The 4,626-nt window shown below is 58.4% G+C and carries 3 protein-coding genes; 2 read left to right on the forward strand and 1 reads right to left on the reverse strand.

What is annotated here, in order from left to right; translation table 11 throughout:
• The coding region (locus tag NW820_RS08795) for an RNA-guided endonuclease TnpB family protein (RefSeq protein WP_414407274.1) at positions 1-432 on the forward strand (432 nt) is incomplete at its 5' end.
• A gap of 229 nt (positions 433-661) precedes the next feature.
• Positions 662-1,582, forward strand: coding sequence for a TIGR01777 family oxidoreductase (locus NW820_RS08800; RefSeq protein WP_414343742.1), 921 nt, complete (start codon positions 662-664; stop codon positions 1,580-1,582).
• A 16-nt stretch (positions 1,583-1,598) separates the two neighbouring features.
• On the opposite strand, the gene secA is transcribed toward NW820_RS08800, so the two are convergent.
• A complete protein-coding gene (gene secA, locus NW820_RS08805) occupies positions 1,599-4,466 on the reverse strand; it encodes a preprotein translocase subunit SecA (protein ID WP_414407278.1) in 2,868 nt (955 codons plus the stop codon).
• Between the last annotated feature and the right edge of the window lie 160 nt (positions 4,467-4,626).

The raw sequence follows: 4,626 nt of genomic DNA on the forward strand, positions 1-4,626 counted from the left end.
AGGGCAAAAGCTACCAACAGCGCTATCGCTCTGGAAGACCTGACGGGGATCCGGGAAAGGGTCAATCAACAGCCACGCAGCAAGACAGAGCGTAGGCGGGCCAACAGTTGGGCGTTCTACCAACTGAGGCAGTTTCTGGAATACAAGGCGAGAGTTGCAGGGGTTTCTCTGATTCTTGTTCCGCCTGCCTACACGTCGCAGACCTGCCACCGGTGTTTGCACATCCATCCCGACCCTGCGCAATCCTACCGCAGTGGTAAGTCGTTCAAGTGTGGACACTGTGGATGGGAAGGGGATGCGGATTTGAATGGTGCGAATGTGATTGCGCTTTTGGGGGCTGTCGTAAACCAGCCTAGAGGTTCGGGCCTGTTTTGTTCTCTGGTAGAGCAAAGCAGGCTCAGGGCTGCTGAAAGCCCGCTCCGTACCGCTTAGCGGTCGGAGTCGGGTAGTTTACGCTTTGCCGCAAAACATTTTTATTCTTGGGCTTTCTTGGGCTCTGCCACTTCGCCAAGCTCAGCAAACGGATGGCGGGATCCCAGGCAATGGCCAACGCGGGGCAGGAAACGCGCTAGGCTAGAGGTTCGAATAGCGGAAAGGCTCTGCACCGTTCAAAGGACAAGGGCGGCACAGGGCTTGTGCAGATGCAAGTCGGATCCACATCATGCGCATTGTCATCACGGGTGGAAGTGGTTTTATCGGGCGTCGCTTGGTGGCCCGTCTGCTGGAGCAAGGGGATCAGGTTTTGGTCTTGACCCGCCGCCTGGAGCAGGCCCGCCGCATTTTGGGGGAATCCCCCAACCTCAAGCTGCTGCCCTACGATCCCTACCAACCGCAAGCCTGGGCAGCCGCCCTGGAAGGGTACGAGGGGATTGTCAACTTGGCCGGAGAGCCTTTGGCTTCTTCTCGCTGGACAGAGACCAAGAAAAAAGAAATCCGTCGTAGCCGTGTGGAAACCACCCAGGCCCTTGTCCAAGCCCTCGCCTCCCTCAACCAAAAGCCCCAGGTGATGATCAGCAGCTCGGCGGTGGGTTACTACGGATCCCATCCGGCAGGAGAACCCTTAACAGAGACGGATCCCCCGGCCCAAGATTTTCTGGCAGAAGTCTGTCAAGCTTGGGAAGCTGCCGCCCGGCCGGTTGAGGAATTGGGGATCCGTTTGGCCATCCTGCGCACGGGGATTGTGTTGGGGCCGGATGGAGGAGCGCTGGGGCAGATGCTGGCCCCCTTTCAGTTCTTTATCGGCGGAACGATCGGCTCCGGCAAACAATGGCTGTCTTGGATCCACCGCGAGGATTGGGTGAGCTTGGTCTGCTTCCTGCTGGAGCAGGGATCCGGAGTGTTCAACGCCACCGCTCCCAACCCGGTGCAGATGGAAGAGTTTTGCCGAACCTTAGGCCAGGTCTTGGGTCGCCCCTCTTGGTTGCCTGTGCCGGAGCTGGCGTTGGAACTGCTGTTGGGCGAGGCAGCTCAAGTGGTTTTGACGGGGCAGAAAGTGATCCCGCAAGCGGCTTTGCAGATGGGCTTTACCTTCCAGTACCCACAACTGAAAGAGGCATTACGACAGATCCTCCTCCCCCGCTGACTTCTCTCTACGCCAATTATTCTTCCGTGAAATCGGCTTCCACCACCCCTGAAGCAGAGCTGGGATCAGGGCTGGCAGCCGCAGTGGGTGCCGGAGCCGGTCGCGATGCCTGGGGCACTTGCACAATTTGGGGAGTAAAGATGAATAGGTTGTACACCGTGTTGCGGCGGATGTTGTCCATCATCTCCAGGAACAGCTCGTAGCCCTCGTTCTTGTACTCGATCAGGGGATCCTTCTGACCGTAGCCTCGCAGGCCCACAGCTTCCCGCAGCGCCTCCATCTGCTGCAGGTGTTCCCGCCAGAGGGTGTCCACCTGTTGCAACAGGAAAAAGCGCTCTGCCTTGCGCATCAAACCGGGCTCAAAGGTATCCAGAAAAGCCTCTTTGGCCTCATAGGCCAGTTCTGCCTGCTTGATCAGGTAGTCCAAGATCTGCTCGTAGGAGAGATCCCGCAGATCCTCAACCTTGAGGTTCTGCTTCAGGAGCGGCACAAACTCCTGCATCTTGGCAGTCAGCTTGTCGATTTCCCACTCTTCCGGGGGCAGCTCTGGGTTGACATGCGCTCGCACGATCTCGCCAACGGTTTTGCGCACGTAGTCGAGGATCTTGGTCTTGAGGTTCTCCCCCTCCAAGATGCGCCGCCGCTCTGAGTAGATGGCCCGCCGCTGGTTGTTGAGAACCTCGTCATACTCGAACACCTGCTTGCGCATGTCGAAGTAGTATACTTCCACTTTTCTCTGCGCGTTCTCCAGGATGCTGCTGGGCAGCTCGATGGGCATATCCTCCTCCACCCGGAACGTGTCCATGAGCTTGGCTACCCGCTCGCCACCGAAAATCTTGAGCAGGTTGTCTTCCAAGCTGAGGAAAAACCGCGAGGAGCCGGGATCCCCTTGTCGCCCGGCGCGGCCCCGCAGCTGGTTGTCGATACGGCGGGATTCATGGCGCTCCGTACCGATCACATGCAGGCCCCCCAGCCTCACCACCTCTTCGTGCTCGGCCTCAGTAATTTTTTCGTACTCGGCTTTGATGCTGTTGTAAACCTCCCGCAGTTGCAAAATTAGCGGATCCTGCACCGGCGCTTTCTCGGAAGCTACTGCGATGAGATCCTCCACCACCAGCTCTGGCAGACGGTTCAGCCCATACTTGGTCACGGCTGCTGCCACCACTTCGTCTAAAGCTTGGCTGGTGCGGGCCGACAGCTCACAGGGGTAAAAATTGGGGGAGACCACCGTCCAGGATTTTTTCGGCTTGGGTGCTGTCCCACCAAATCCCTGGCCACCCCCCCGTCCCACCATCTGAACGGATCCCAAGGGGTTGTCGGCGTCCAATTGAGCCAGCTTGGGCATCAGCCGTTCCCGCAGCTTGAGGCGGGCCATGTACTCCGCATTGCCTCCCAAGATGATGTCCGTGCCTCGACCGGCCATGTTGGTAGCAATGGTTACAGCGCCTTTTCGCCCCGCCTGGGCAATGATCTCCGCCTCCCGCTCCACGTTTTCTGGCTTGGCGTTGAGGAGGTTGTGGGGGATCCCCATTTCCTTGAGCATGGCCGAGAGGCGTTCGGATTTTTCCACGCTGGTGGTGCCCACAAGGACGGGGCGCCCCTGGGCGTGCATGTGGGCAATTTCCTCGGCAACCGCTTGCCACTTGCCCCTTTCGGTCTTGTACACCAAGTCGGGGGCATCTTTGCGGCGGATGGGTCGGTTGGTGGGGATCACCGTAACTTCCAGGTTGTAGGTTTTGCCGAACTCGGCCTCCTCAGTGCGAGCCGTGCCCGTCATGCCGGAAAGCTTGGGATAGAGCAGAAAAAGGTTTTGGTAGGTGATGGTGGCCAGGGTTTGGCTCTCGCTTTGAATCGGCACCCCCTCTTTGGCCTCCACCGCCTGGTGCAGCCCATCGGACCAGCGACGACCGGGGAGCACCCGCCCGGTGAACTCGTCCACGATCACCACCTCTTGATTGCGGACGATGTAGTGGACATCCTTGATGAAGAGCTCTTTGGCCTTCACCGCGTTAAAGACAAAGTGCGCCCAGGGATCCTTGGGATCAAACAGGTCAGAGACCCCCAGCAACCGCTCGGCGGCTTCAAACCCCTCGTCGGTAAGGATGACGTTGCGGGCTTTTTCATCCACCTCATAGTGTTCATCTCGGATCAGCTCCCGCGCCACCTGGGCTGCCCGCAGGTATTTTTCGGAGGGGCGAGCCACCTGACCGGAGATGATCAGGGGAGTACGGGCCTCGTCGATAAGGATTGAGTCCACCTCGTCGATGATGCAGTAGTTAAAGGGCCGTTGCATCACCTCTTTGATGTCGGTGGCCATGTTGTCCCGCAGGTAGTCGAAGCCCAGCTCGCTGTTGGTGCAATAGGTGATGTCGCAGTTATAGCTGCGGCGCTTTTCTTCGGGCGACATGCCCTCTTGCACCAGACCAACCGTCAGGCCCAAGAAACGATGCACTTGTCCCATCCACTCCGAGTCCCGACGGGCCAAGTAGCCGTTGACGGTAACGATGTGAACCCCCTTCCCAGTCAGGCCGTTCAAGTAGGCAGGCAGGGTGGCGACCAGGGTTTTCCCCTCGCCGGTTTTCATTTCGGCAATCTGGCCTTCGTGCAGCACCATGCCGCCGATGAGCTGTACGTCGTAATGGCGCAAGTTCAAAACTCGCTTGGCGGCCTCCCGCACCACGGCAAACGCCTCCGGCAAGAGATCGTCCAGAGATTCTCCTCTGTCCAAGCGCTGGCGAAACTCTGTGGTCTTGGCCTTGAGCTCCGCATCCGAAAGAGAGGCGATCTCGATCTCCAGCGAGTTGATCAACTTGACGACAGGACGGTACTGCCGGATCTTCCGATCGTTGGGATCCCCAAGGAGCTTTTGTAGGGTTTGGAGCATGGGCAAGCCTAGGCCAATGAAGGACATTGATTGATTAACGATGCAATTCTACCATTTTGACTTGGCCGGCCAGGGAGAGGTTGGCCCAGATGAGCTGAGAGCAAAACACCAGAGCCATCGGATAGATGAGGAGAGCCGGCAGTTACTTGCAGTCCGCGGC

Source organism: Synechococcus sp. R55.7 (assembly GCF_047461955.1).
In the GTDB taxonomy this organism is placed as follows: Bacteria; Cyanobacteriota; Cyanobacteriia; order Thermostichales; family Thermostichaceae; genus Thermostichus.

Bases quoted from the DNA above. Each gene is read 5' to 3' on its own strand.
- NW820_RS08800 (WP_414343742.1), top strand. From the start codon at position 662: ATGCGCATTGTCATCACGGGTGGAAGTGGTTTTATCGGGCGTCGCTTG.
- secA (WP_414407278.1), bottom strand. From the start codon at position 4,466: ATGCTCCAAACCCTACAAAAGCTCCTTGGGGATCCCAACGATCGGAAG.